The organism is Acinetobacter shaoyimingii, from assembly GCF_011578045.1.
Taxonomy (GTDB): domain Bacteria; phylum Pseudomonadota; class Gammaproteobacteria; order Pseudomonadales; family Moraxellaceae; genus Acinetobacter; species Acinetobacter shaoyimingii.
Genome location: NZ_CP049801.1, coordinates 1,634,869 through 1,659,855, shown reverse-complemented (window position 1 = coordinate 1,659,855; position 24,987 = coordinate 1,634,869). Strand labels below are relative to the sequence as shown.

General features: G+C 36.7%; 28 protein-coding genes. 11 read left to right on the top strand and 17 right to left on the bottom strand.

Going from position 1 to position 24,987, the window contains the following annotated elements:
* Positions 1 to 479 precede the first annotated feature (479 nt).
* The 5 genes from cydP to G8E00_RS07415 are packed head-to-tail and all read left to right on the top strand — an operon-like array spanning position 480 to position 3,822.
* The gene (gene cydP, locus G8E00_RS07435) at positions 480 to 671 is read left to right on the top strand and encodes a cytochrome oxidase putative small subunit CydP (protein ID WP_166223238.1); all 192 of its coding nucleotides are present in this window, start codon (positions 480 to 482) and stop codon (positions 669 to 671) included.
* Entirely contained in the window at positions 671 to 2,254 is a 1,584-nt protein-coding gene (locus G8E00_RS07430; RefSeq protein ID WP_166223235.1) for a cytochrome ubiquinol oxidase subunit I, read from the top strand. Before cydP ends, G8E00_RS07430 begins: the two co-directional genes overlap by 1 nt.
* Complete coding sequence (cydB, locus tag G8E00_RS07425; protein WP_166223232.1) at positions 2,251 to 3,396, top strand: cytochrome d ubiquinol oxidase subunit II; 1,146 nt, start codon at positions 2,251 to 2,253, stop codon at positions 3,394 to 3,396. Before G8E00_RS07430 ends, cydB begins: the two co-directional genes overlap by 4 nt.
* Positions 3,397 to 3,420: 24 nt before the next feature.
* Complete coding sequence (gene cydX, locus G8E00_RS07420; protein ID WP_166012898.1) at positions 3,421 to 3,522, top strand: cytochrome bd-I oxidase subunit CydX; 102 nt, start codon at positions 3,421 to 3,423, stop codon at positions 3,520 to 3,522.
* A 3-nt stretch (positions 3,523 to 3,525) separates the two neighbouring features.
* Positions 3,526 to 3,822, top strand: coding sequence for a cyd operon YbgE family protein (locus G8E00_RS07415; protein WP_166012897.1), 297 nt, complete (start codon positions 3,526 to 3,528; stop codon positions 3,820 to 3,822).
* An 88-nt stretch (positions 3,823 to 3,910) separates the two neighbouring features.
* On the opposite strand, the gene G8E00_RS07410 is transcribed toward G8E00_RS07415, so the two are convergent.
* Entirely contained in the window at positions 3,911 to 4,465 is a 555-nt protein-coding gene (locus G8E00_RS07410) for a GNAT family N-acetyltransferase (protein WP_166012896.1), read from the bottom strand.
* A 556-nt stretch (positions 4,466 to 5,021) separates the two neighbouring features.
* On the opposite strand from G8E00_RS07410, the gene G8E00_RS07405 reads away from it, so the two are divergent.
* Positions 5,022 to 5,273 (top strand): lactococcin A1 precursor, encoded by a 252-nt coding sequence (locus tag G8E00_RS07405; RefSeq protein ID WP_166223229.1) that lies wholly within the window; start codon positions 5,022 to 5,024, stop codon positions 5,271 to 5,273.
* 252 nt (positions 5,274 to 5,525) lie between these two features.
* Here G8E00_RS07405 and G8E00_RS07400 read toward each other — a convergent pair whose 3' ends face one another.
* From G8E00_RS07400 to ftsY, 4 genes are all read right to left on the bottom strand, one after another.
* A complete protein-coding gene (locus G8E00_RS07400; protein WP_166223226.1) occupies positions 5,526 to 6,146 on the bottom strand; it encodes a DUF2057 family protein in 621 nt (206 codons plus the stop codon).
* A gap of 178 nt (positions 6,147 to 6,324) precedes the next feature.
* Positions 6,325 to 6,918 (bottom strand): nitroreductase family protein, encoded by a 594-nt coding sequence (locus G8E00_RS07395; protein ID WP_166223223.1) that lies wholly within the window; start codon positions 6,916 to 6,918, stop codon positions 6,325 to 6,327.
* Between the two features lie 215 nt (positions 6,919 to 7,133).
* Positions 7,134 to 7,823 (bottom strand): nitroreductase family protein, encoded by a 690-nt coding sequence (locus tag G8E00_RS07390; protein WP_166223220.1) that lies wholly within the window; start codon positions 7,821 to 7,823, stop codon positions 7,134 to 7,136.
* Between the two features lie 315 nt (positions 7,824 to 8,138).
* On the bottom strand, positions 8,139 to 9,233 hold the full coding sequence (gene ftsY / locus G8E00_RS07385) for a signal recognition particle-docking protein FtsY (RefSeq protein ID WP_166223218.1): 1,095 nt from the start codon (positions 9,231 to 9,233) through the stop codon (positions 8,139 to 8,141).
* Positions 9,234 to 9,485: 252 nt separating this feature from the next.
* Between ftsY and G8E00_RS07380 the strand changes: the two genes are divergently transcribed.
* Positions 9,486 to 10,811 carry a M16 family metallopeptidase gene (locus tag G8E00_RS07380; RefSeq protein WP_406741419.1) on the top strand — a complete coding sequence of 442 codons (1,326 nt, stop codon included), beginning with the start codon at positions 9,486 to 9,488 and terminating at the stop codon, positions 10,809 to 10,811.
* A 26-nt stretch (positions 10,812 to 10,837) separates the two neighbouring features.
* On the top strand, positions 10,838 to 12,337 hold the full coding sequence (locus G8E00_RS07375) for a M16 family metallopeptidase (protein WP_166223215.1): 1,500 nt from the start codon (positions 10,838 to 10,840) through the stop codon (positions 12,335 to 12,337).
* Positions 12,338 to 12,601: 264 nt separating this feature from the next.
* On the opposite strand, the gene G8E00_RS07370 is transcribed toward G8E00_RS07375, so the two are convergent.
* Together G8E00_RS07370 and G8E00_RS07365 are read right to left on the bottom strand one after the other, a co-directional pair.
* Positions 12,602 to 12,922: a hypothetical protein gene (locus G8E00_RS07370; RefSeq protein WP_166012888.1), complete on the bottom strand. Its 321-nt coding sequence runs from the start codon at positions 12,920 to 12,922 to the stop codon at positions 12,602 to 12,604.
* 144 nt (positions 12,923 to 13,066) lie between these two features.
* Positions 13,067 to 13,426 carry a hypothetical protein gene (locus tag G8E00_RS07365; RefSeq protein WP_166012887.1) on the bottom strand — a complete coding sequence of 120 codons (360 nt, stop codon included), beginning with the start codon at positions 13,424 to 13,426 and terminating at the stop codon, positions 13,067 to 13,069.
* Positions 13,427 to 13,753: 327 nt separating this feature from the next.
* On the opposite strand from G8E00_RS07365, the gene G8E00_RS07360 reads away from it, so the two are divergent.
* The 3 genes from G8E00_RS07360 to G8E00_RS07350 all read left to right on the top strand — a co-directional run bounded on the left by G8E00_RS07360 (position 13,754) and on the right by G8E00_RS07350 (position 15,218).
* Positions 13,754 to 13,987, top strand: a complete 234-nt coding sequence (locus tag G8E00_RS07360) for an SEL1-like repeat protein (RefSeq protein WP_166012886.1) — start codon at positions 13,754 to 13,756, stop codon at positions 13,985 to 13,987.
* A 274-nt stretch (positions 13,988 to 14,261) separates the two neighbouring features.
* Positions 14,262 to 14,651 carry a DUF2750 domain-containing protein gene (locus tag G8E00_RS07355; RefSeq protein ID WP_166223212.1) on the top strand — a complete coding sequence of 130 codons (390 nt, stop codon included), beginning with the start codon at positions 14,262 to 14,264 and terminating at the stop codon, positions 14,649 to 14,651.
* 132 nt (positions 14,652 to 14,783) lie between these two features.
* Positions 14,784 to 15,218 carry a CBS domain-containing protein gene (locus G8E00_RS07350; protein ID WP_166223209.1) on the top strand — a complete coding sequence of 145 codons (435 nt, stop codon included), beginning with the start codon at positions 14,784 to 14,786 and terminating at the stop codon, positions 15,216 to 15,218.
* 78 nt (positions 15,219 to 15,296) lie between these two features.
* Here G8E00_RS07350 and G8E00_RS07345 read toward each other — a convergent pair whose 3' ends face one another.
* From G8E00_RS07345 to G8E00_RS07300, 10 genes are all read right to left on the bottom strand, one after another.
* Positions 15,297 to 16,733, bottom strand: coding sequence for a molybdopterin-binding domain-containing protein (locus tag G8E00_RS07345; protein ID WP_166223206.1), 1,437 nt, complete (start codon positions 16,731 to 16,733; stop codon positions 15,297 to 15,299).
* A gap of 60 nt (positions 16,734 to 16,793) precedes the next feature.
* Positions 16,794 to 17,981 (bottom strand): NucA/NucB deoxyribonuclease domain-containing protein, encoded by a 1,188-nt coding sequence (locus G8E00_RS07340; RefSeq protein ID WP_166223203.1) that lies wholly within the window; start codon positions 17,979 to 17,981, stop codon positions 16,794 to 16,796.
* A gap of 229 nt (positions 17,982 to 18,210) precedes the next feature.
* On the bottom strand, positions 18,211 to 19,419 hold the full coding sequence (trpB, locus tag G8E00_RS07335) for a tryptophan synthase subunit beta (RefSeq protein ID WP_166012881.1): 1,209 nt from the start codon (positions 19,417 to 19,419) through the stop codon (positions 18,211 to 18,213).
* Between the two features lie 111 nt (positions 19,420 to 19,530).
* Positions 19,531 to 20,718 (bottom strand): vWA domain-containing protein, encoded by a 1,188-nt coding sequence (locus G8E00_RS07330; protein ID WP_166012880.1) that lies wholly within the window; start codon positions 20,716 to 20,718, stop codon positions 19,531 to 19,533.
* 13 nt (positions 20,719 to 20,731) lie between these two features.
* Complete coding sequence (locus tag G8E00_RS07325; protein ID WP_166223200.1) at positions 20,732 to 21,583, bottom strand: AAA family ATPase; 852 nt, start codon at positions 21,581 to 21,583, stop codon at positions 20,732 to 20,734.
* A 20-nt stretch (positions 21,584 to 21,603) separates the two neighbouring features.
* A complete protein-coding gene (locus G8E00_RS07320) occupies positions 21,604 to 22,017 on the bottom strand; it encodes a hypothetical protein (RefSeq protein WP_166012878.1) in 414 nt (137 codons plus the stop codon).
* Entirely contained in the window at positions 22,010 to 22,315 is a 306-nt protein-coding gene (locus G8E00_RS07315) for a YcgL domain-containing protein (RefSeq protein WP_166012905.1), read from the bottom strand. The genes G8E00_RS07320 and G8E00_RS07315 overlap by 8 nt, the downstream gene beginning before the upstream one ends.
* Positions 22,316 to 22,611: 296 nt before the next feature.
* Positions 22,612 to 23,754, bottom strand: a complete 1,143-nt coding sequence (locus tag G8E00_RS07310; RefSeq protein WP_166223197.1) for a ribonuclease D — start codon at positions 23,752 to 23,754, stop codon at positions 22,612 to 22,614.
* Between the two features lie 286 nt (positions 23,755 to 24,040).
* Positions 24,041 to 24,637 (bottom strand): recombination mediator RecR, encoded by a 597-nt coding sequence (recR, locus tag G8E00_RS07305; RefSeq protein WP_166223195.1) that lies wholly within the window; start codon positions 24,635 to 24,637, stop codon positions 24,041 to 24,043.
* A gap of 12 nt (positions 24,638 to 24,649) precedes the next feature.
* Positions 24,650 to 24,979, bottom strand: coding sequence for a YbaB/EbfC family nucleoid-associated protein (locus G8E00_RS07300; protein WP_166012875.1), 330 nt, complete (start codon positions 24,977 to 24,979; stop codon positions 24,650 to 24,652).
* Between the last annotated feature and the right edge of the window lie 8 nt (positions 24,980 to 24,987).

The window sequence follows — 24,987 nt, the reverse complement described above, 5'->3', positions numbered from 1 at the left end:
CTTCTCAAATTAAAATGATTCGTTATTTTCTACAATAAAATAATGAAACGAGCATGCATAATACTATTCAAATCACGTCAAATATCTTATTTCGATACAGATCATACTACCTATTTATTCATCCTTTCCTTTTATTCATCTTTCTTAACATCAATGGATCATGATTATTAATAAAACTTTAATATTCACCAGATTTATTACTTTATTATTCCACTTTAATAATAAATCCAACTATTTTAGTTATGTTTAAATAAAACTAAACACCAACCATTTTAATATACTTTAAATGATTAATTATACTATTTTACTAGGTTTTATTAATATGTATATTTTCATTTAGTTAAATATATTTTTATATTTCAAGTCATTGTTTTTTATAATTTTAATTAATTTAAATTTAATGACTCTCAAGTCTATTTATTTTTATTATTCTCATGTTTAATAATACAAGTACAGTTAAATTAATTAGGCTTCTATTTATGAGCTTAAACAAAATAGACTTAAATAAAAATCTCATTAAAGAAATAACTTTCATTTTAATTATTAAAGTTATTATTTTAATCGTGATTAAAAATATTTGGTTTGACGCACCAACTATTCCCAAAGATTTTAATGACCAAGTTGCTGAGCGTATTGCTGGCAATCCATCCCAAATTAAGGAGACACGTTGATGATTTCAGAAAGCGTGGTCGATCTTTCGCGGTTTCAATTTGCAATGACCGCAATGTATCACTTTATTTTCGTACCACTGACTTTAGGTTTGGCTTTTATTCTTGCCATTATGGAAACCACGTATGTGATTACAGGCAAAGAAATCTATAGAGACATGACCAAGTTTTGGGGCAAGCTTTTTGGTATTAACTTTGCTCTAGGTGTGACCACTGGCTTAACCATGGAATTCCAGTTTGGAACAAACTGGGCGTATTACTCACACTACGTGGGTGATATTTTTGGTGCACCATTGGCAATTGAAGGTTTAATGGCCTTCTTCCTGGAATCAACCTTTATTGGATTGTTTTTCTTTGGTTGGGATCGACTCTCCAAAGTCCAACACTTAGGTGTGACTTGGTTAGTGGCAATAGGCTCCAACATGTCTGCACTTTGGATTTTGGTGGCGAATGGTTGGATGCAAAATCCTGTCGGTGCTGCATTTAACTATGAAACCATGCGTATGGAGTTGGTTGATTTTGGTGCATTGATTTTTAACCCAGTTGCGCAAGTGAAATTTGTCCATACAGTTTCAGCTGGGTATGTCACTGGTGCCATTTTCGTTCTAGCCATCTCAAGCTTTTACTTACTGAAAAAACGTGACTTACCGTTTGCTCGCCGTTCTTTTGCGATTGCTGCAATATTCGGTTTGGCATCAACACTTTCGGTCATTTTACTCGGTGATGAATCGGGTTATGAGTTAGGTGATGTACAAAAAACCAAACTTGCTGCAATTGAAGCAGAATGGGATACACACCCTGCACCTGCGCCTTTTACTTTGTTTGGTATTCCTAACCAAGAAGAACAACGAACCGACTATGCCATTAAAATTCCATATGTCATGGGCATTATTGCTACGCGCTCTTTAGATAAAGAAGTAACAGGCATTAAAGACCTCATGGTGCAACACGAACAGCGTATTCGTAATGGTATGGTGGCTTACTCACAGTTAGAAAAACTACGTGCTGGTGACACATCTCCTGAACTTAAAGCTGCTTTTGAACAAACGCAAAAAGACTTAGGTTATGGGCTTTTACTGAAAAAATATACGACAAATGTTGTAGATGCAACTGAAGAACATATTCAAGCTGCAACCAAGGATACGATTCCTAACGTATCGGCATTGTTCTTTTCTTTCCGTGCCATGGTGGCATCTGGATTCTTGATGTTGCTGTTGTTTATTTTAGCCACTTATGCCGTTGCTAAACGTAATGCAGAAAACAAACCATGGTTACTCAAATTTGCACTCTATGCACTCCCTTTACCGTGGATTGCAGCTCAAACAGGTTGGTATGTTGCAGAAGGTGGTCGTCAACCATGGACCATTGGTGAAGTTTTACCAACACATTTATCTGCTTCAAGTTTAAGTGCAGGTGATGTTTGGGGTTCAATCATTGCATTAGCAGCGTTCTATACCGTTCTGCTCATTATTGAAATGTATTTAATGATCAAATTTGCTCGTCTTGGACCTAGCTCATTACATACTGGCAAATACCATTTTGAAAAAAATGAAACAGTTCAAAGTACACCGGAGGCTCAATCATGATTGAATATGAATTACTCAAAATCATCTGGTGGGTCCTTGTAGGCGTACTACTGATTGGTTTTGCGCTAACAGATGGTTTCGATATGGGATCTATGGCACTCATGCCATTTGTAGGAAAAAAAGACGAAGAGCGTCGTGCTGCCATCAATACTATTGCACCGCATTGGGATGGTAACCAAGTCTGGTTCATTACGGCTGGTGGTGCTCTCTTTGCTGCATGGCCTGTAGTCTATGCGACTGCATTTTCAGGTATGTATTGGGCACTTTTACTGGTTCTGTTTGCGCTATTTTTAAGACCTGTCGGATTTGATTACCGCTCTAAACTGGAAAACACCCAGTGGCGAAAAGCTTGGGACTGGGGCTTATGTGTCGGTGGTGCTGTTCCTGCTTTAGTGTTTGGCGTGGCATTCGGAAATATGTTCCTAGGCGTTCCATTTACTTTAGATGAAACTGTTCGTTCAACCTATACAGGCAGTTTCTTTGCCCTACTTAACCCATTTGCTTTGGTTTGTGGTGTAGTTAGCTTATCAATGCTGTGCGCACACGGGGGGGCATGGTTAATGCTTCGAACAGACTCAGCACTGCGTGAACGCTCATCAAAAGCCACTCAATACATGGGTATTGTATTTTTAGCGAGCTTTTTAGGTGCTGGTGCTTGGTTGTATTTTGGTGGAATTGAAGGCTTCACTTTAGCAGAACCTTTCAACACCAATGCTGCAGCAAACCCTTTGGCAAAGGATGTGATTGTGGGTGAAAACCACGGTTGGATGAATAACTATTCGAAATATCCAATCACTGTTATAGCGCCTATCGCGGCCATTTTGGGTGCAATAATTGTCATTCTGGGTGGGGCTAAAAATAAAGCTGGTATTGCATTTACAGGTTCATCCCTTGCAGTCACAGGTGCTATTTTAACCGCTGGTTTTGCTTTATTCCCATTTCTAATGCCGTCTAGTATTGATCCTAAGTTCAGCTTGACCATGTGGGATGCAGTATCTAGTCAAAATACACTCACTGTAATGACCATTGCTGCATGTATCTTTGTACCCATTATTTTGTGCTACACCACTTGGTGCTACTACAAAATGTGGGGTGTGATCACCAACAAACATGTACAAGACAATTCACATAGCTTGTATTAAGCATGAGCAACTAGGAGGAACAATATGTGGTACTTTGCTTGGATTTTAGGCATTTTAATGGCATGTTTCGCAGGTGTACTCAGTGCGATTTACATGGAACAACACCATGATTTAGATGAGGAATGATCGATGTCTGAAGTCGCAATGCCTGATGAAAACTCAAAACCAAACCGCTTGGTAATGTTCATTTCTTTGATGATGGCATTGCCACTTGCAGCAGTTTTACTTGTACATCCTGCGCTCATGCTGGATGACAATGGTCATTATAGCCACAGAACGATGATGTTGATTATGATTGGGATTTCTGGCGGTTTTATTTATGGGGTTGGTTTTATCCCCAAATTTTGGCTCTGGAAATGGTTATTTAGCCCATTCATCGCTTGGCCATTGATGAGCTTAGGCTATTTCACTTGGCTTTTCACATAAGCAACATTCATCATCAATATGACATAACCCTCTTCGGAGGGTTTTTTATGTCTTAGATGATTTTGAGTCTGTTCAAAAGTTAAAACACTCAACATGATCCAATTGATTTCACCAATTGTATTAAATGAAGATCGACCATGGGCTGACCAACATTATCTTGAATAGGATATTCAGCTGTTTGATCGGTTCGGATATAACCACGGCGCTCATAAAAAGCGATCAACTCTTGACGTGTACTTAATACCCACATTGAAAATGTTTTTAAATTTGGATGAAATTTTGTTGCATACAATTCAGCTGCGTTTAAGACTTGTTTACCATAGCCATAATTTTGCAAATCTGGTGATATACAAAATGTGCCAATTTCCACATCATGATTGTCATAGTTCAGTGTAATACATCCAATGATGCCTTTTTCTAATTGGTCATTCAGTTCAACAACCAAAAACTGTGATTTGTCACGTGATACTTGCTGATTTTGTATGATTTTTTCCAAATCTATAAGTGAAATGCGATCTCCTGCAACCACTTGATTTTCATTGGTCCAACTTCTTGACACTTCAAAACGATAAGCACGGTTAATTAAAAGATGTAAGTCTAAAACATCTTTGATTTCAGCCAATCGAAATTTTATTGTCTGCATCTCAACATTCTTGAAGATATGATCACTACTGTTGTAGCATATTGTTTTATAAAATAATCCATTGAATAATAAATTTTAATAAAAAAGATGTGTTTATATTCTTATCATTGCAAAATTTTATCAGCTCTTTTTATCTGTTAAATCTGCAAATTTCGTTACAACAGAACACCACCAAAGCTTAAAGAACATCATGAATTGGCAATTTAATTGTGCACAATAGACCCTGATTTATTGCATATAGAATGAGGATTTTACCGTTCTCAAGACATGTCACCTTCTGAACTTTTGCAAACACACTCATGCATTAATGAAAGTTTACTTTGCTCTACATTTAACAACTTAAACAATCACCTTTCTAACATATTTCAACAGAGATTTCACATGAATTAATTTTTAAAAAAATATATTTTATTATTTAAAAACAGTTATTTAATTATATTAAATTACATTACATTATAAAACAATCACACTACTTTTACATTAATTTTGCTTCATCCATGTTGTATTGGGTTTGCACTGAAGGGTGTCTCAAAAATGAACTCAAAAGAGGTTTTTTATGAAGAACAATCAAGCAAATTTGAATACAACATTAACAACTTTAACCGATGCTGAACTCGAACTTGTTTCAGGTGGTGACCGTGGTGATGCAGCAGTTGCAGGAATGATTGCTGGAGGTGCTGGAGGCGCTACACTTCGTGGTGCATCATGGGGTGCTAGATTAGGCGCATTTGCTGGTCCTGTAGGTGCCGTTGCTGGTGGCGTTGGTGGTGCTCTTGTTGGCGCAGGCGTTTACCAACTCTTTAAATAAAAGAATCAAAATAAAGGTATCCTCAAGATCTATCTTGGGATACCTTTTTATTTATAAGGAGCGAGAATGATTACTTACTTGTTATTTGCAGCACTTTTTCTGATTGGGGTTTATTTTTTCATTCATGCGAAGCGACTAAGTGATGGCTCTGTTTTATTATTAAGACTTTATCAAGGGCTTTTCATCATATTACCTTTGATTGGCTATCTGATTTATACAATTTTCAAATAACTTTCTAGAACACAAAAACCGTTATTGCTCCGCTAGCCATGTCATAAATTTTTGTCGCTCTACTTTTGATGACTTTCGCCATAGTTCTATCAATTGCTGATCTCTAGTCAAATTAGATATGTTTGATTTATTTGAAGCCTGATGGTCCTGAATGGATGCATTTTCAATGGTTTTGGTATTGGGGTTGGATTGCTGCGATTGAACAATTGCATCTGAACGATTACGCTCAAAATTCAAATGAAGCAACTCACTTAATCCACGCTTTTCCTGAAAATTCACACTATCTTGCTGTGCAACTATAATTTGCTGTTGATCCAGCAACGCGATCACAGGATGATCTAGATATTTTTTCGCTTGCTCAAAATCTTTAGGTGGATTTATTAACTTCAAAGTATAACTATGCTGGTCTTGTAAATTCTGAGCAGTCAAGTTCAAGCTTCCCGATTTTAGGACATCGTGTTGATTATTCCCATGATCAAAATATTGCTGATAACGTACTTGTAAAGTAACTGCTCCTGATTGAACTTGATAACTTTTCTGTTTTCTTAAAAATCCCGCATTCACATCTTGATCATTGATTTGCATAACCACTATCTCTTCTGGCGCAACAATGGTTACTGCAGCATCAGTAAGTGCGCTCAATGTCAGCCCTATAACCAAAATTGAATATTTGAAAATCATTTGTTTAGCTCATGCCTTATTCTGTTTAACAGCACTATGCTATGTGCTGATGTCATTTTTATGACAAAAAACGTGATATACAAGCAAAAAAAGAACGCCGAAGCGTTCTTTTAAAAATCTATAATACGTTCAATTCAAATTAGTTAAATGTTTTGAAACGAACAGCATCATCCATAAATGTTTTATCGCCTGCTGGAGCTTCAATAGAGCCAAGTACAAGTTGTGCACGTAATTTCCAGTTTTCAGGAATATTAAAAGTTTGTGCAACTTCTTCATCCACGATTGGATTATAGTGTTGTAATGATGCGCCAATATTTTGTTCAGCTAAAGCCGTCCAAACTGCAAATTGTGCGATTGCAGTAGAATGTTCAGACCAAACTGGGAAATTGTCAGCATACAATGGGAATTGTTCTTGTAAACCTTTAACTACAGCTTGATCCTCATAGAATAAAACTGTCGCATGACCATTTTTAAAACTATTAATTTTGTCTTGAGTACCTTGAAATGCATCACTTGGAACAATTTTACGTAAAGTTTCTAAAACAATGGTCCAGAATTTTTCATGTGACTGACCAAATAAAGTCACAACACGTGAAGTTTGAGAGTTAAATGAAGATGGACTGTGCTTTACTGCTTCTTTAATGATGCCTTCAACTTTCGCATTGTCTAACGAGACATTTTTACCAATTGCATAAATAGTACGACGTTGTTTAATTTGATCTAAAAATGACATGACGATTCCTTTTTTGATATATGTGAATATTTAAGATAGAACCATCTTATAAACTTTATGTGATTTCGTCAGTATGATCTATATAACAAAGTGTTCTAAATTTAGAACGTATAAATAAAATTTGCAGATCACAATGCATCAAGCATTCTGATCTGAATCATTGCGTGTTGATCCAGTTTTGTATGGATCACAATTGAAACTAAGACTGAATTAACTCAAATTTCACTGAATACACGAAATAAAGTATCATCATCCTCATAGGATTTTTCATCAGCAGTTTTTTGAATTGAACCAAACACCAATTGGGCCTTTAAATCCCATGAATCTGGCAGATTCAGCAGTGCTTTGGTTTCTACATCAATCATTGGATTATAATGTTGAAGTGCAGCACCTAAGCCTACACTTGAAATCGCAGTCCATACAGCAAACTGCGCCATCCCTGAAGTTTGCTCCGACCAAACCTCAAAATCTGCCGCTTGTAGGGGTTTTTGTTTTTGTAAGGCTTTTACCACTTGAGCATCTTCAAAAAACAACACCGTTCCAAATGCTTCTTCACACATTTCTATACGCAGTACTGCACTCTCATAAATATGTTCTGGGACATGATTTTTTTGGACTGCTTTCACCATTTTCCAAAACTTATAATGCGCCTTATCATTTAAAATCACGACACGAACACTTTGAGAATTCAATGCTGATGGACAACAATGCACTGCTTCTTTGATCAGCCTCGTTAAATAATCACGGCTATAAATCACTTTTTTCCCAAGACTCTTTACTGTTCGGCGTTGTTTCATATAATCGAGTAGGTTTTTTTGAGCATCAAGATCATCACTTTTTTTAAATTTAAAATCTTTAGAAATATCAGTTTTTAATGCTTTACCTAATTTCGTCAAGATTGTCATGATTCATCCCCAAAAAACAAAAATTGAAATACATAATTTATGTATGGGATTCTAAAGTGTTCAGCGTAAAAACGGATTTATTTTTCAAGTTAATTGCCCATATAAAGTACAGTTAAACTTAAGCAAAATGAAAAACCACACAAAAATTATGGATTACGTTATAGAGTTCATATTTATTATGTTTTATCTCTAAATGAAGTACTTATGTGGGGATGGCTGATCTTCATGATAAAATCAAATACCCATTGTTTATACATCAAAAATGCCCAGTCGAAACTGAGCATATTGAATTGTCATAAAAAGACAAAATAAACGTTATTTGTCTGTTTCAAACAATGCCGCAACAAATGATTTGGCTGAGAATGGACGTAAGTCATCAATTTTTTCACCCACACCAATAAAGCGAATTGGTACATGCGTTCTGCTGGCAATATTGAATAAAACACCACCTTTAGCTGTACCATCAAGTTTGGTAATGGTTAAGCCTGTTAAACCTACAGCTTCATCAAACATTTCAACTTGATTAATCGCATTTTGACCTGTACCTGCATCGACCACAAGCATCACTTCATGCGGCGCAGTCGCATCAATTTTCTGCATAACACGTTTAACTTTGGTCAACTCATTCATCAGATGACCTTTGTTATGCAAACGCCCTGCTGTATCTGCAATCAGAACATCAACACCTTTGGCACGAGCACTTTCAAATGCATCAAAAATAACAGATGCACTGTCTGCACCATGACCTTGTGCGACAACGGCGATATTGTTACGTTCACCCCAAATTTGGAGTTGTTCTGTAGCTGCTGCACGGAATGTATCCCCTGCAGCCAACATCACTTTTTTACCTTCACCTTGCAAGCGTTTAGCCAATTTACCAATGGTTGTGGTTTTACCTACACCATTGACCCCAACCACCAAAATCACATAGGGATTTTTATTGGGATCGATATGCAAAGGCTTCACACGAGGTGCCAGTAAGGCTACCAATTCTTCTTGTAATGCTTTATACAACGAGTGTGAATAAATTAAATCACCACGAGCAGTACGTTCGGTTAAATTGGTAATAATGGTTTTTGTTGCCTCAACACCAATATCTGCAACCAATAACTGTTCTTCAACTTCTTCGAGTAACTCATCATCAATCTCTTTACCCCCAATGAGAATGTTCACCATTCCATCAGCTAAGTTTTTACGAGATTTACTTAAGCCCTCTTTCATTCGACTGAAGAAACCACCTTTAGACTTAGGTTCTTCAGGTTCAGAAGTTTGTTCAATTGTCGAATTTACAGCAGTATCGACTTTATTATTTTCAATAATAGGCACATCAACGGCGGGTAAGCTTGGTAAAGTGACATCGTCATCACCGATATCCGCATCAATCAAGAATTTATTTTGCTGTTCTTGCATGCCGATTCCTTGAAAAGCATAGCGATTAAAAGAAATAAGTTTAACATAAATTACCCTTATTTCATGCTGTAATCCATTTTTTAACAACAAGTTCAGCGCTGGAACCAAAAACCTACAGGACTGGGTTGCGTTTCCACCTCATTATTTGAAAAAATGGTGAACAATAAAAATTTGAATGGTCCTCATGTGATTCATTATAAAGATTTAAAATATACATCTCGCTCACCCCTCCAACGTTTAAAACAAGCCACACTGGTTTTATCTATTGTCTTTTCTGTAAGTTTAAGTCATGCCAACAATGACACGCATCTGATTCGCAATACCATCGAAACTACACTTAAAAATGGGATGAAAGTGATTATTCGAGAAGATCATCGTTCGCCTATTGTGATGAGTCAAATTTGGTACGGCGTAGGAAGTAGTGACGAATCGGGCAATTTACTTGGGATTTCCCATGTACTTGAACACATGATGTTTAAAGGTACTCAAAAAGTGCCTGATGATGAATTTACTCGCCTAAGTCGTATCTATGGTGGACGAATCAATGCGTTTACTTCAGCCAATTACACCAATTATTATCAGCTTTATCCCAAAAAATACTTTCCTATGGCTTTAGAACTCGAAGCCGATCGCATGACCAATCTGGTTTTGCGTCAACAAGATTTTGACCCTGAAATAAAAGTAGTCATGGAAGAACGCCGGCAAAGAACTGATGACAACCCACGAAATTTAGCCTTTGAACGTTTTAAATGGATCGCCTATCCCACCAGTCATTATCGTCAGCCGATCATTGGCTTCATGAAAAATTTACAAAATATTCAACTCAAAGACTTAAAGCATTGGTATCAGACCTGGTACACCCCGAATAATGCAACTTTAGTCATTGTAGGCGATGTCAATGCTGAAGTGGCCAGCCAGCAAGTTGAGAAATACTTTGGCAAAATTCCACAGCGGCTTACCCCTGAACGTAATGATGTTTTAGAATTTGATCGTGTTGGATATCGAACCATGGAATTGAGTTTGGGTGTACAGGTGCCGAATATTTTTATGGCATGGAATGTACGCTCGATTAAAACAGCAAAAAATCCTCAAGACGCTTATGCACTCACGATTATTCAATCTTTGCTAGATGGTGGAATTTCATCACGCCTGCAAGATCGTCTTGTTCGAGATAAAAAAATACTGACAGCAATAAGTGTCAGTTATGACCCTTATAATCGAGGTGACAGTTTATTTACAATTTCTGCATTACCTGCTGAAGGTGTCAGCTTGCAAAAAGCTCAAGAGATGATCCAAGCGGAAATGGATTTATTTAAAAATGAATTGGTCAATAGCAACGAATTGGAAGCGATCAAATCCAACTTCGTATCAAATTTAATCTACAGCCAAGATGATTTAGTTGGGCAGGCTCATATGATTGGTCAACTTGAAGTCAATGGGCTGGATTACCGTTTAATTGATGATTTACCTAAACATTATGAGACAGTGACTCCACAAGATTTACAGCGTATCGCCAATATTTATTTTGTCAAAGATAATTTAAGTGTGATGTATTTAACCCCTGAACAACAAGAATAAATCACGAGATTATCTGGATGGAACCTATGAATAAAACGGCTTACTTTATTATTCCCTTTGCATTATGCATTACTGCGCTGAATCACACGGCACATGCCAACATCGAACAGATTGGTGAAATTGAACTTCCATTGGTTGAAGATCAACGTCCGCTCAAAGCATTAACCACGCTACAAAGTTTAAAAAATCTCCCTAAGTCTGAGCAGTACCAAGCACCTTTTGTCCAAGAGTTGCCCAATAAAGATCATGTAAGAACGCTATTTGTGGCAACCAATGACTTACCCATCGTTGATATACAACTCACTTTCAATGCTGGCTCAGCACGCGATGAAGAAATGGGCCAAGGGCTTTTTGGACTCTCAAATATGGCGGCAAAATTGTTGACTGAAGGTACAGATCAATACTCTGCAAAACAACTGGCCAACACTTTTGATGCTCTAGGTGCAAAATTCAGCGTCAATGCATATCGAGATATGTTTATTGTGCGCTTACGTGTAGTGTCAGATCCCAACAAACTGGATGCAGCACTCAACTTAATGCTACACCTGCTGAATCATGCCACATTTAATGACAGTGGCCTCAAACTGGTATTGAGCAATACAAAAGTAGGACAAAAACAGGTACAAGAAAATCCAAATCGTCTCATGGGTATTCGATTTTATCGTGCGGTTTATGGACAGCATCCCTATGCGGAGCCGACTGTTGGGACGCAAGCGAGTATTAAAAAAATTAATCCTGACTTATTGGTGCAATTTAAAAACAAATTTTTAGTTGCCCAAAATTCAAATATCGCCATCACAGGAAAACTAAGCACTATAGATGCAACTGAAATCGCCGACAAAATTAGCACTGGTTTATTACAAGGTGAAAAGCCAAAACCTTTGAAGGCACCTGAAATCAAATCGGGTTTTAGTATCCATTTTATTCCGCATCAGGCTTCTCAAGCTTATGTCACATTGGGTCATTTGGGTATTACACACAATAATCCTGATCGGATTGCCCTAGAAGTTGCCAATCAAATGTTTGGCGGAGGTAGTTTTAATTCTATTTTATCTAAAGAACTCAGAATTAAGCGCGGATTGACATATCACGCTTCAAGTGGCTTGAGCACGACGCAAAGTCCTGGAGTATTCAACATGAGTTATTCAACTCAACAAGATCAACTCATGGAAAGTTTAAAGATTACCCATCAAACGCTCATTTCATTTGTGAATAAACCAATTAATAAATCACTCTTAGAAGAAACAAAAGAAGGTATGCTCAGGGCTTTCCCTATGACTTTTAGTAGTAATGCCAACATTAATGCACAAATTGCATCAATCGGTTTCTATGGCCTGCCTACAGATTACTTAAACCAATATCAGCAAAAGGTTAATGCATTGACCAGCAACGACATTGAACAAGTCATCAAAAAATATCTACATGCAAATGATTTAACCATTGTGGTGGTCGCAAATACTTTAGATAAACAAGCTTTGCTTGATCTGTTCAATAGTCACTTGGGCAACCCTCAAACCAAATTTTAAGCACGCCAGAACTCAATACTAAACCAAACAAATGAATTTTGAACAACGCAAATGAGTGAATCTTCTATTCAACATAAACCCTTTGAATTAGTTTTAGTTAGATTACGAATGAGAGCATTTTTCAGCCAATGCGTTTAATGGTGTCTTTGGTCAATGAATTTTGCATTGATCTATCGAACCAATGAGTTTAAAAATAGCGCTAGGATATGGTGTCTTAATCACAACTCTAAACTTTATTTGATCGCTAAAAAGTGAAAATTCAACTTATTGACCATCGATAGTTGCTGCTGGATAAATTTTTACTTTGGATGATTCATAATGTTTGGCATAGATTAGACGATAATAATCTGATGATCGAATCTCATCTTGATGCGTAAGTTCTACCGCCATCGCCTGAGTTTTTGGATATAGTTCTTGTTTTGCCAGTTTTCTAACTTCTTGATATTGAGTGGTATTAATCGGTCTATACATCGCTAGACATGCTAAAACCAATATGACAGCAATAATGACTGACACGACTATGTTCAATACATATTCAGCTTCAAACTCAGATTTAAATTTTAAAAGATTTTCTTTGGTTAACATGCACGACCTCTAATTAAAGGTAGTTTAATCGCGCTTTGAAGAAAAAAACAGTATTAAATGAACGTCTATAAATATTAAAGAAATCATGGATGAAAAAAACATCCATGATTCCATAAAGCTGACGCTTTGTTTATAAAAGAAAATTTATGACACAGTCGGCTGTATAAAAGAAAAATATAAAATTGCAGCAATAATACCGAGTGCAAGTACAATTGCAAAAACACTCACACCAGCTTCGGCATGTGGAGGATGTAATTCATCATCATCTGCAATTCTTCTTAGCTCACCATCGTAATAATCATAAAATTTTGATTTTTGATCAGGATCTAAAGTACGAGTGAAATCATAAACCCGTTTGCGTTGTGCTAAACAATAGTTACCCAAATGTATTTCCTGATGAAAAATTGCCTCATCAAGTAATTTGCGGTGATGTTGAGCTAAAGCCGCCACTTGCGACTGAACAGGTGGCAAATCAAAATTAAATCCATCTATTGTATTTGACATGCGCGTTTCTCCTTATGTCACTGTTCTACTTTTCTATGCCTTTACGCTTAAAATTATGTATAATGATGCATACTCGCTTAAAATCTCGTAAAAACATTCATTAGTTTTACTATACGCCATTTTTTTTGTAGATAAAATAGCCGTCTATTGGTATATTTTTTACTCAAGATTAATTGAAATTTCAAATATAAATGTTGACAAAATCTATAATTTGTAATATTAGTTTAATAATACTTTGATACTTTTATATAAGATCCACTGGATCTGAGTCACTATAGCGGTCATTTAAGTTGTAATAATCATCATAACTAGAATAAGGAGTTTTATATGATTAATCAAAGCTCTTCACAACACTTAGAGCATGTTTACTCAAATGCAGTAAATACCATTCAATTTGAAATGAATTTTGCAGATGCGGTCCTTGAACTTGAAAATGTGGCACGTGCGGGTCACGGTAAAGCAGCAATGTTCTTAGCTGAACTTTATTATCAAGGTTTCCGTGTAGAACGAGATTCAATCAAAGCACAATACTGGCAGAAAATGGCCACCATGAAAGCATAGAACAACGTCACTTAGGTGGCGTTTTTTTATATCTGACTTATTCTTACTCCACCATCATTTAAACAACATTTCTTGTTTGATCAGTCACATTGCCACTGTGCAAAAGCTACTCAGTAACAGCTTTTTCAAACTTTCTCCGCATTCATGTACACAGCTTACATGCTTTCATCATTACAAATACTTTCTTACGTTTAAGATCAAATTTTTAACTGTTTTTTAATAAAGCTCGTTTACAATAAATCTGTCATTAGTTTCAAGCTGTAGCAAAGAAAAAATGAAGAAGTATCTAAAATTCCACCCCATCAACAAAGAATATAGATTTAAATTTTCTGTATTAAAAACCATGACTTATGGTGGTGTACTTTGGGGCTTATACAATCCAATGCATAAAGGCTGGGCCATTAAAGCTGAAGATGAAATTAATATTTTCCCATTTTGGATCAGCTCAGCTCAAGCCAATAAATATGCAAAACTTCATTGGCCAAGTTATTCAGCGCGTAAAATCTCACCGCAAGATTTTAGGGAATCATTACTGCCGACCTTAAAGCGCTTTAATGTCGTTCCGACTTTATTTAGTCATAAAGGTCGTCGCTTTCAATTCTCACCCCATCAGATGTATCATTTTTTCTTTCACCCTTCAGTTCTTGATGTACGTGAAGCGTAAAATAATGTGACTTGCTCGTTTTAAATCATTACAAGTTTTAAAATCTGAAGTGTTGTGATATGAATATACATTGCATTCTTTTGAAATTCAGTTAATTTAAAAGATAAAGGACAACAATAAGAGGGATTCCATATGACAACTGTAGCTCAAGTTTTAAATAGCAAAAAATCAAATGAAGTTTCTACGATTACGCCTGATGCAACTGTACTTGATGCTATTTCCGTCATGGCCAATAAAGGGATTGGCGCTGTTATTGTGACCACTGAAGAAAGAAAAGTTGTCGGTATTATCTCTGAGCGTGATTACACACGAAAAATTGCGTTGATGCAACGTAGTTCAGATCACACCACGGTTTCGGAAATTATGACCAGTCAAGTGCTAACGGTAAGTCGGAATAACACTGTAGATGAATGTCTAGGTTTAATGACGGATCGTCATATTCGCCACTTACCTGTAGTTGAAAATGAACAATTGGTCGGACTTGTTTCCATTGGTGACTTAGTGAAAGCTGCAATGGAAGACCAGAGACAATTAATTGAACAATTACAGCAATATATAACTGGTTAAACACCATTTAAAAACCCTCTAGTAGAAGAGGGTTTTTCTTATCGAGTTCAAATTTTCTATTTCAAATACAGACTTAATCTAAATCTCTAAATAAAAGAAGAAATCGCCATTTTTAAATTCTGTTTCATTATTACGAACAGGAATAAAACAATTACATTGATTCAGTAATTTTAGAAAATCTGGTCGCTCTTTTTCAATATCTACGATAGTCAATTCTGGATAAATTCCAGCATTTCTTGGTCCAGATAGTTCATAGGTATCTTCATGCAAAACATGCGCCCAAATTATTGTCTCAGTAAATTTATCGTTCTTTTTAAGCGTATAATCATGAACCAATCTACCTACCTTCCACTCTGGTTCTTTAACTTTTACTGAAATTAAACTCAGCAATGTCGGTTTAATATATAAGTGCATGTTTACAATAATATCAAGCGTTCGACCTGGGATATAACCAATCAAACCAAAGTCTTGATACAACTTCCCAATAGTGACCTGCGGAATACCCTTTTCATTATAAAGCCTAATGTCTTCTTTAATCGCCGGACTTCGCGCTTCGCCTATAATCATTTTAAATCTATTTCCAACTAAACGATTCTTAGTTGGATAACCATGATCAGCAAGTGTTCTAAATGATGCTAAAAGACCCAAATTTCCATAAATTTGTTTATCTTCTAAACCACAAGCAATCACATAATCATAATCATGTGTAAGCTGTTCAATTTTTTCTTTGAATTCAGGATAATCCGTTGCAATCCCTGCATCTTCCACTATTTTTCCTTGCGGAATTTGTCGTTTAAAAGGCTTTATTTTAAAAACGTCATAGTCGAACCCCCAAGTGCTTAAACAATCTTGAACATATTCCAACTCAATGTCTTTATTTGTTTCCTCTAAGTCATAATCAACAAGAGCAATTGCAACTCTCACCTTTTTAAATACCGTGACCTCTTTTACATCAGCTTGTCTCAACAACGCTTTTTTAGAGGCAGTGATCATTTCTTCACGCTTTAAAATCAAATCATTTGCTTTATAGTCTGAGCCCACCTCAATCAATCCAGACCCTATTCTTATTTCTTCTAAAGGATCTAAATTTTCATTGGTGCCCAAACTTGCATCGAGCCAAGGTGACTCTTGTTGTTTTGAGATTACAGTATTCGCAATACGTCCAATCGGCATATAAATATCTGTCGGCAACTTATATTCGCCTTCTGCTTCAATTTTATAAGGATTCCCGCCCCAATTGAGCACATTCCAATCTACTGATGGTCTTGAATGAAGGAGAGTTTGATAATGCTCTACATTCGTTATATTTTCTTTAAGCATCAGCATACTACCCGCTACAGCTGACAAAGCAATATTTGGATATTCAGTCTGTGCAAAGACATCCTCTGCCAAACGTCGTCCAAGTGCCTGTTCCAAAGGGATAACTTCTGTATGTCTAGGATTTGGCATATTTTTTACAAATGATCTGCATTGTAAATATATTTCTGCCATGAATTTTTCGTTTTTTATATTCATATCATAACCAAAGGTACTGAAGACGCATGATTCGACGTCTTCAGCCAAAAAATTAAAAATTTATTCTACTTTGATATAAAATTTTTCACCATCTATAACACGCTGCTGTGTAAAGAAAGCACCTAAATAAGCACCAGCACGTCTATTGTCACTCGGGTCAATTTTTCTCACGGATGCATCTGAAGATTCACCGCCCTCATTTGTTGCCGCAAATGGATATTCATCACAATCGCAGTTCACTTCAGGGTCTTCAGGATCACCACTAGGTGCACAAGTTGGGCTATATGAGTTGTATTGTGCTAAACATTTGTCCAGTGAGTACTTTCGATTTTGAGTACGTGCAGATATATCACGTAAGCGAGTTAGAGGACTGGATTGCCAATTAGGCTGAATGTTATAATCCTCTGATACATAAAGACCAGGTTTGCCTGAAGCCAATGCATCTCGAATGTGTAATGCAGACTCATCTACATCTGGATCATAAATGCTAATACGCGTCAGTACAGCAGGCGCTTCTTCAAAAATACAACCTTTAGAATTCGAACGCGCTAAATTTACATCACAACGCAACGCTGGAATATTACTATCAATCAGATAATGTGTACTAGCTTCAACAGGTTGACTCAGTACACTGTAATTGGCACGTAACTCCATAGTGTCAAAAGTATACTTATTCAGCCCTCGCATATTTAAACGTGTTACCACTTGAATTTCACCAGATAAACCGGGGTTAAGAATTGTCGTAGATCGAACCAAAGTCGTGCAAAGATTATCATTATCAGCAGTGCCGCATTCTAAAAATGGAGAAATTTGAGCAAGAGGTCCAGCAGGATTTGTATAGGTTGTTCTAAATTTGAATTTTAATGGCCAATCAAGCGTATTTGTCGGTTGGTCATCATCTGTATAAGCATAACCAATGACGTGTGCTGTATTTACATAAGCACCCTGTTCATCATAAAGATCCAACGTTTTATCAAAATTCTGACAAAATGAATTACGGCTACGCAATCTATTATTAGGTTGACCAACGACTTCACAGGCAGGTGAAACGTCTGGTGCACTCTCTTCACTCCATAACTGAACTGCCTGAGCAGTTGTTATAATTGTATTTAATGCACCAAGCAAAATTGGATTTTTCACATTGTTTTCATTTGATGCTGATATGTGATTGGGTTCATTTGTCGCGTAAGTGGCTTGTCCAATAGACAGACACAGCAATGCTGAACTTATATAGATGAATTTATTCATTATGTGACCTTATAAAGTGATATTATTATTACTCAAGTTTTATATGCAGAATAAAAACTGCCCAGCCACTATAGTTTAGCTAAATAAAATAAAATTTTATTGATACACTTTTCCATATAATATTCACATGTTTTTACTTATTATTAATTTTTTCTACTTAATTGTTTAAAACAACTTTTATTAAAAAACCCAGCACAAAGACTGGGTTTTTATATAAATCAGAATTAAATTAATTTAATCCTAATTTTTCAGCTACATAGTCTGAGTCTTTGTCACCACGACCAGACAAATTCACCACAATTTTAATGTCTTTAGCTAGTTTCGGTGCTTCACGAATTGCCCAAGCCACAGCATGAGAACTTTCCAATGCTGGAACAATGCCCTCAACACGAGACAACGTCATAAAGGCATCTAAACATTCTTTGTCTGTTGCCGTGCTATATTCCACACGACCTAAATCTTTTAAGAAGCTATGTTGTGGTCCAACCCCTGGGTAATCTAGACCAGAAGCAATGGAATGTACTGGCAATGGCTCACCATTTTCATCTTCTAGGACATAACATGCCATACCATGAAGTTGACTTGGTTTGCCCAACGTTAAAGTCGCTGAATGTTGATTGGTATCTAAACCATGCCCCGCAGGTTCAACGCCTACCAGTTTCACATCAGCATCATTCAAAAATGCCGTGAATGCACCCATGGCATTTGAACCACCACCTACACACGCCACCACATAGTCTGGGTTTGACCCAAAACGGTCTTGGGTTTGGGCTTTAATTTCTGTGCCAATAATCGCTTGGAAATCACGTACCATTTTTGGGAATGGATGTGGACCTACCACAGAACCAATCGCATAGATAAATTGATCTGGGTCTTTTAAATATTCTTCAAAAGCACTATCGACTGCATCTTTTAAGGTTGCTGTACCACGTGTCACTGAAATCAAATTCGCACCCAAAATTTTCATTTTCACGACATTAGGATGTTCTTTTTCAATATCGACTTGTCCCATATGAATTTCACATGGAATACCAACAAGTGCACATGCTGTTGCCAAAGCCACGCCATGTTGGCCTGCACCTGTTTCAGCAATCACTTTCTTTTTCCCCATATATTTAGCAAGCAAAGCTTCGCCTAAACAATGGTTAATTTTATGTGCGCCAGTATGGTTTAAATCTTCACGTTTTAAATAGATCTGCGCTCCACCCAATTGTTCAGACAACCGTTTGGCATGAAATAATGGACTAGGACGACCAACATAATGTGCAAATAGCTCTGACAACTCATTTTGAAATTCTTCTGTATGACGAATTTCTTCATAAGCCACATTAATCGCATCCATTGCCTCTTTTAAATGTGGAGGAATAAATTGACCACCATATTCACCAAAGAAACCATCTTCATTGGGTAGTGCAATGCCATTAATTTGATGATCCATAATTGATCCCCTGGACATAAAATGAGTTATTACGATGTTTCATCACCCTATGAATATACATCAGCAATAAGCAGTTGGTAATTTCTGTGAATAGCTTAGATAAATAACAACTCAACGACTTAGATATTTAGTCATATCTTCAATACCCTTAAGACTCATCGGGTACATATGATCTTCAAATAGTTGCTTAATGAGCCCTATGGTCTGAGTATAGTTCCAATAACCTTCTGATTCTGGATTAAGCCAAGCGGTTTTTTCATAATGCTGTCGCAAACGTCGCAACCAAACTTCACCTGCCTCTTCATTCATATATTCGACAGACCCACCTACAGAACGAAGCTCATATGGTGCCATACTGGCATCTCCAACCACAATCACTCGATAGTCTTTACCATAGGTATTGAATAAATCTTGCGTGTTCATTTTTGTGGAAGTACGGCGATGGTTGTCTTTCCAGACATAGTCGTACAGACAGTTATGAAAATAGAAATACTCTAAGGTTTTGAACTCAGTTTTAGCCGCACTAAATAATTTTTCACACTGTGCAATATAGGCATCCATCGAACCACCGACATCAAAAAGCATCAGTACTTTAATACGATTACGACGTTCAGGCACCATTTGTACATCCAAAATGCCTTGTTTTGCCGTTTCTCGAATCGTTTGATTGATGTCTAACTCTTCGGCTGCGCCTTGACGAGCAAATTTACGCAATCGACGTAGTGCCAATTGCATTTGACGTGTTCCCAAAATCTGATCGTCGTCTAAATTTTGATACTTACGTTGTTCCCAAACTTTAACAGCAGAGCGTTTTCGCCCAGGACCACCAATACGAACCCCTTCAGGATGATCCCCATAAGCACCAAAAGGTGAAGTTCCACCTGTGCCCACCATACGGTTGCCACCCTGATGTTTTTTATGTTGCTCACGTAAGCGCTCTTCAAGCATTTTCATCAGCTCTTCAAGTGAGCCTGCCTTTTGCAGCGCTTCACGCTGCTCTGGTGTCAAATGTTTTTCAAGTAACTCTAAATCAAACCAATCTTTAGGCAATTGACTGACTTTACTGAGCAGATCATCCAAATCAAAAGTATGTATGCCTTGAAAATAATCTTTCATAGCACGATCATATTTATCAAAGTAACGTTCGTCTTTGATCATGACCGTTTTAACAAGCTGATAAAAATCATCTTGATCGGCAAAAACCAGACCTTGACTAATTGCTTGATTTAGATCAATCAGTTCACGTGTAGTAACGGGTATCCCGTATTTTCTTAAGGTATAAAATAATCGCACAAACATGGGCGATCACCTATCAACGACGTGACATGAATGCTAGACGTTCAAGCAACTGCACATCTTGTTCATTTTTAATTAAAGCCCCGTACAAAGGCGGAATCGCTTTCGATTTATCGTGATTACGCAAAATATCTTCAGGCAAATCATCTGCCATGAGCAAACTTAACCAATCTATTAGTTCTGAAGTTGAAGGTGGTTTCTTTAAGCCCGGAACTTGACGAAGTTTGAAGAAGACTTGCAATGCTTCACTCACCAATGAATTGGAAATATTCGGGAAATGCACCGCGATAATTTCACGCATGGTGGCTTCATCTGGGAACTCGATATAATGGAAGAAACAACGGCGTAAGAACGCATCTGGAAGTTCTTTTTCATTATTTGAGGTAATAATGACGATTGGACGTTGAGTCGCCGTAATGGTTTCACTTGTTTCATAGACAAAGAATGACATCTTATCTAATTCATGCAACAAGTCGTTCGGGAACTCAATATCAGCTTTATCAATTTCATCAATCAACAATACACAACGCTCTTCACTGGTAAATGCTTCCCACAATTTACCCGGCTTGATGTAATTACTGATGTCATATACACGCTCATCACCCAACTGGCTATCACGTAAACGAGATACAGCATCATATTCATACAAACCTTGTTGCGCTTTAGTCGTCGATTTGATGTGCCATGTAATGAGTTTAAGACCTAAACTTTGTGCAACTTGCTCAGCCAGTAAGGTTTTTCCTGTACCTGGCTCACCTTTGACTAAAAGTGGCTTTTGTAATGCACGTGCTGCTTTTACAGCAAGTTTTAAACTATCCGTAGCAATGTACTGCGCTGTACCTGTAAATTGTTGAACATCAGTTGACATGATGAAACCTTAATTTTTATTTAAAGTGGGGATGTTTTCTTTTCAACTTTAATCGATTGAGCTGGTTTACTTACTTTAAACTTAGACCAGAAATATCCGACTACCATAGCAAGCCCAATCACAAAAGAAATAAGCGATAAATTTGACCAGACCAAAGTACTATCTTTGGTCAGGACACCAAAAACCAAGCCAAAAAATGCAGGCGCAATTCCCGAGTTCGGCCCAGCAGAAATGGTCGGTGTTAATAAAATAGCAAAGATAATAATCCATGTGATTGAGCCTAAAAGTGCTGGTAAGCGCTTTGCAATACCATACCAGCACCATAGAATAATCAAACTACCAAGAATATAGACTGTGATTGCAATACTGTCTTCTGGAATTGAATTGATCAATGATTCCAAATTTGCCCATATTCCTGTTTGATCTTCACGCACCACGTAAACCCTCTGGCTCTACTGCATTTGGATTAATTAAACCTTCTGGAGGCATTTGAATAAAAAAACCTCTGTTTTGGATTGAATCCATCACATGTAGCACATTTGCACGTGCTAATTTTCGATTTTCATGGAGTTCTAATTTCATCACAAAAGTTGCACGTCCAAATGCTTGACGTAAAGCATCGGAAAGTACTGAGAGTGGATCTACAGGTTCTTGACCTTCAATTTGTTCAATAAAAGGAACATATAGATACATCTCATCTTTTTTACTTGACTTGTAAATTTCACACAACATCTTTAAAACAACATCCATAAAACTCATGCTAAATCATACAGCAAAATAGCATTTGAAACATTAAGGTTTGTTAACGCTACAGTCGAGTTTTAGACAATTGTCAGTTCTTTGATCAGTGCTATATTGAAAAATTCTGGTTCAGTCATGCATGATGATTTGGTCTTGAGCATTGCGTAAGAACACTTCAATCAACAGGTCAAAACTGGTTAATTAAAATGTATGTAATGTACTAAAAACGCAATGATCTAAACCCATTGAAAATATTTAATTTAAATCTTTCAATAATATAAAAATACTTATTGGTCGACCTTCATTTGCATACTTAAATATTCGGCATCTTTACTTAAAAGTTGGATAAGTGGCTGCGTAAGTAAATCATAGCGCCAGCCGAGCAAATAGCCAGGGAGATCTTTCTCATTCCCTTGAAAAGCAATATGTTGATACAACGCTGTAAGCCACTTTTTACGGATCAATACTTCTTTAGGAACATGTACTTCTTCAGATATTTTTAAAATAAGATCATCGACATTTTGAGTAATATCTTTTGATGAATGACGGATTGGTCGAGCCATTCGCAAAGGCCATTCTTCTGGATCTGGAAGAAATTTAATAATATCTAAAATTGTTTTGCCAAATTCACGTACAACGTTTGGTCGAATATCTTTGACTTGTGAAAGTTGAAAATTATTCTTAGGATTTTTTTCGATTAAATCAATCATCGTTGAATTTTTAAGTAAAAAACTGCGTGGTTGATTCAAAGCTTTGACCATTTCTTCACGCCATACGCTTAACAATTGCAGTTGCATCAGCTGCTTACGAGAATGACGGTAGTTTCCGACCTCTGTATAAAGCTTATCTTTAGGCGTTTCAGTACCAATTTCAATGGTCAAATGAGAACAATCTTCAAGCACTTGTTGGTACAGATTTTTTTGGTCTAGTTCAAACTTCAACTTTTCAGCCAATTCGACAATATAAAGCACATCATTGGCTGCATAATTCATTTGTTCATTGCTTAATGGTCGTGCTAACCAATCAGAACGTGTTTGATCTTTATCAATATCAATATTTAACACGTCTTTTAAAGCATTTTGATAACTCACCTGAAGCCCATGCCCCAAAAAAGACATGGCAACTTGCGTGTCAAAGACATTGGCTAATTTTTTTTGATTTGAATAATGATAAATCAGGTCAATATCTTCGCCACAAGCATGAAAAATGTTCTGCTGTGCTGAAAATATTTGTTGCCAAAATTCCTTTAAATTGAGCGATGTACCATCAAGTAAAAACACTTGATCAGCAATATTGATTTGAAAAAGCCCCAACTTTGGCCAAAAGGTATCAACTTTTATAAATTCAGTGTCTAAACCAAAAACACTATGTTGACGCATCAGCATCAGTACATTTTCTAGATCAGTTTGTTGATGAATATATTGAAACATACCGTATTTAAGTCAAAACCGTAGGGTTAAAGTAAGTTTAATTTTAGCGTATTAAATATAATATAAATATAATATTTTGAAACATTCACACCAAAATCATGAGCTATCAACAAATTTTAAAATTAATTATTCATTTATTAATAGTTTTTTTAAATTATTCAAGTATTAAATATTATATTTCATATCACACTTATTATAGCCAACATAACTTAATCAATAACATAAATAAATAAAATATAATATTTTTTTTAACTTTATAAAAAATAAAAAGCACGGAGTGTGCTTGTTATTTCATTTTCATCCGATTATGCACAGCCTGACTCAAAGTATGACTATCGACATATTCCAATTCCCCGCCTTGAGGTACACCTTGTGCAATACGCGTCATCTGAATAGGCATGTGTTTTGTTGCTTCAAGCAAATAATGCGCTGTAGCTTGCCCTTCAACCGTTGCATTGGTTGCCAAAATGACTTCTTGAATATCAGTATTGGTTAAACGCTGAATTAAAAATGGAATGCCAATTTCTTCAGGCCCTATACCATCAAGTGGCGACAAATGCCCACCCAAAACATGATATTTCCCTCGAAAACTACCACTTTGCTCAATCGCCATAACATCAGCAGGAGATTCTACGACACAAAGTAAGGTATTATCTCGATCGTTGGATGTGCAAATATGGCACACTTCATCTTCAGTTAATGAATGACAAATTTGACATTCATGAATATATGAAGTCGCTTCATTGAGCGCATGCGCCAAACCCACTGCACCTTCCTTATTCTTCATAATCAGATGCAATGCCATACGCTGAGCCGATTTCGGCCCAACGCTTGGTAAAATTCGCAGTGCTTGAACCAGTTGATCAAAACGATCGCTAAACACCGATAGAATTCCTTAGAATAAGCCTGAAAGACCAGGTGGTAAGCCCATACCTGAGTTTGCACTCTTCATTCTTTCTTCAGAAACTGCTTCTGCTTGACGCGCAGCATCATTCATTGCTGCTGCAATTAAGTCTTCAATCATGTCAGGATCATCTTGTAAAAGATCAGGATTGATTTCGATACGTTTTACGACATTACGGCATGTCATGGTCACTTTAACTAAACCGCCACCTGCTTCAGCATGAACTTCAGTTTGTGCAAGTTCTTCTTTAGCTTTCTTGACATTTGCTTCCATGTCTTTTTGCATGCGCTGAGCTTGCTGCATCAACATATTAATGTTCATAAAAATCT

Coding starts and splice junctions, on each gene's coding strand:
- cydP (WP_166223238.1), top strand. CDS start 480: ATGAGCTTAAACAAAATAGACTTAAATAAAAATCTCATTAAAGAAATA.
- G8E00_RS07430 (WP_166223235.1), top strand. CDS start 671: ATGATTTCAGAAAGCGTGGTCGATCTTTCGCGGTTTCAATTTGCAATG.
- cydB (WP_166223232.1), top strand. CDS start 2,251: ATGATTGAATATGAATTACTCAAAATCATCTGGTGGGTCCTTGTAGGC.
- cydX (WP_166012898.1), top strand. CDS start 3,421: ATGTGGTACTTTGCTTGGATTTTAGGCATTTTAATGGCATGTTTCGCA.
- G8E00_RS07415 (WP_166012897.1), top strand. CDS start 3,526: ATGTCTGAAGTCGCAATGCCTGATGAAAACTCAAAACCAAACCGCTTG.
- G8E00_RS07410 (WP_166012896.1), bottom strand. CDS start 4,465: ATGCAGACAATAAAATTTCGATTGGCTGAAATCAAAGATGTTTTAGAC.
- G8E00_RS07405 (WP_166223229.1), top strand. CDS start 5,022: ATGAAGAACAATCAAGCAAATTTGAATACAACATTAACAACTTTAACC.
- G8E00_RS07395 (WP_166223223.1), bottom strand. CDS start 6,918: ATGTCATTTTTAGATCAAATTAAACAACGTCGTACTATTTATGCAATT.
- G8E00_RS07390 (WP_166223220.1), bottom strand. CDS start 7,823: ATGACAATCTTGACGAAATTAGGTAAAGCATTAAAAACTGATATTTCT.
- ftsY (WP_166223218.1), bottom strand. CDS start 9,233: ATGCAAGAACAGCAAAATAAATTCTTGATTGATGCGGATATCGGTGAT.
- G8E00_RS07375 (WP_166223215.1), top strand. CDS start 10,838: ATGAATAAAACGGCTTACTTTATTATTCCCTTTGCATTATGCATTACT.
- G8E00_RS07370 (WP_166012888.1), bottom strand. CDS start 12,922: ATGTTAACCAAAGAAAATCTTTTAAAATTTAAATCTGAGTTTGAAGCT.
- G8E00_RS07365 (WP_166012887.1), bottom strand. CDS start 13,426: ATGTCAAATACAATAGATGGATTTAATTTTGATTTGCCACCTGTTCAG.
- G8E00_RS07360 (WP_166012886.1), top strand. CDS start 13,754: ATGATTAATCAAAGCTCTTCACAACACTTAGAGCATGTTTACTCAAAT.
- G8E00_RS07355 (WP_166223212.1), top strand. CDS start 14,262: ATGAAGAAGTATCTAAAATTCCACCCCATCAACAAAGAATATAGATTT.
- G8E00_RS07350 (WP_166223209.1), top strand. CDS start 14,784: ATGACAACTGTAGCTCAAGTTTTAAATAGCAAAAAATCAAATGAAGTT.
- G8E00_RS07345 (WP_166223206.1), bottom strand. CDS start 16,733: ATGAATATAAAAAACGAAAAATTCATGGCAGAAATATATTTACAATGC.
- G8E00_RS07340 (WP_166223203.1), bottom strand. CDS start 17,981: ATGAATAAATTCATCTATATAAGTTCAGCATTGCTGTGTCTGTCTATT.
- trpB (WP_166012881.1), bottom strand. CDS start 19,419: ATGGATCATCAAATTAATGGCATTGCACTACCCAATGAAGATGGTTTC.
- G8E00_RS07330 (WP_166012880.1), bottom strand. CDS start 20,718: ATGTTTGTGCGATTATTTTATACCTTAAGAAAATACGGGATACCCGTT.
- G8E00_RS07325 (WP_166223200.1), bottom strand. CDS start 21,583: ATGTCAACTGATGTTCAACAATTTACAGGTACAGCGCAGTACATTGCT.
- G8E00_RS07315 (WP_166012905.1), bottom strand. CDS start 22,315: ATGTTGTGTGAAATTTACAAGTCAAGTAAAAAAGATGAGATGTATCTA.
- G8E00_RS07310 (WP_166223197.1), bottom strand. CDS start 23,754: ATGTTTCAATATATTCATCAACAAACTGATCTAGAAAATGTACTGATG.
- G8E00_RS07300 (WP_166012875.1), bottom strand. CDS start 24,979: ATGAACATTAATATGTTGATGCAGCAAGCTCAGCGCATGCAAAAAGAC.